General features: G+C 67.1%; 1 protein-coding gene. It reads left to right on the top strand.

The window, feature by feature from the left end; all coding sequences use genetic code 11:
- A partial coding sequence (locus AC1D15_RS36615) for a cation diffusion facilitator family transporter (RefSeq protein WP_477829953.1) occupies positions 1-518 on the top strand: 518 nt, incomplete at both ends.

Raw genomic sequence — 518 nt, 5'->3', positions numbered from 1 at the left:
CGCGAAGACCGTCGGCGCGGTGTTCACCGGTTCGTCGTCGATGCTGGCCGAGGCCATCCACTCGTACGCCGATTGCGGCAACCAGGGCCTGCTGATCTGGGGCCTGAAGGAAGCCAAGAAGGCGCCGACCGCCGACCACCCGCTCGGCTACGGCAAGGCGATCTACTTCTGGAGCTTCATCGTCGCGCTGATGCTGTTCAGCATGGGCGGCCTGTTCTCGATCTACGAAGGCGTGCACAAGMTGCACGACACCGAGCCGGTGAAATACGCCGGCGTCGCGATGGCCATCCTCGCGTTCGGCGTCGTCGCCGAGAGCGTCTCGCTGTGGGGCTGCCTGCGCGAGATCAACAAGGAGCGCGGTGCGCAGACGCTGTGGCAATGGTTCCGCCGCTCGCGCCAGAGCGAGCTGATCGTCGTGCTCGGCGAAGACCTCGCAGCCCTCGGCGGCCTGGTCGCCGCGCTCGCCTTCATCGGCCTGGCCGTGCTCACCGGCAACCCGATGTGGGATGCCATCGGCT

The organism is Rhizobacter sp. P2_H2 (genome assembly GCF_056403375.1).
Note: the sequence above shows the minus strand (reverse complement) of the source record. Positions and strands in the feature narration are given on the sequence as shown.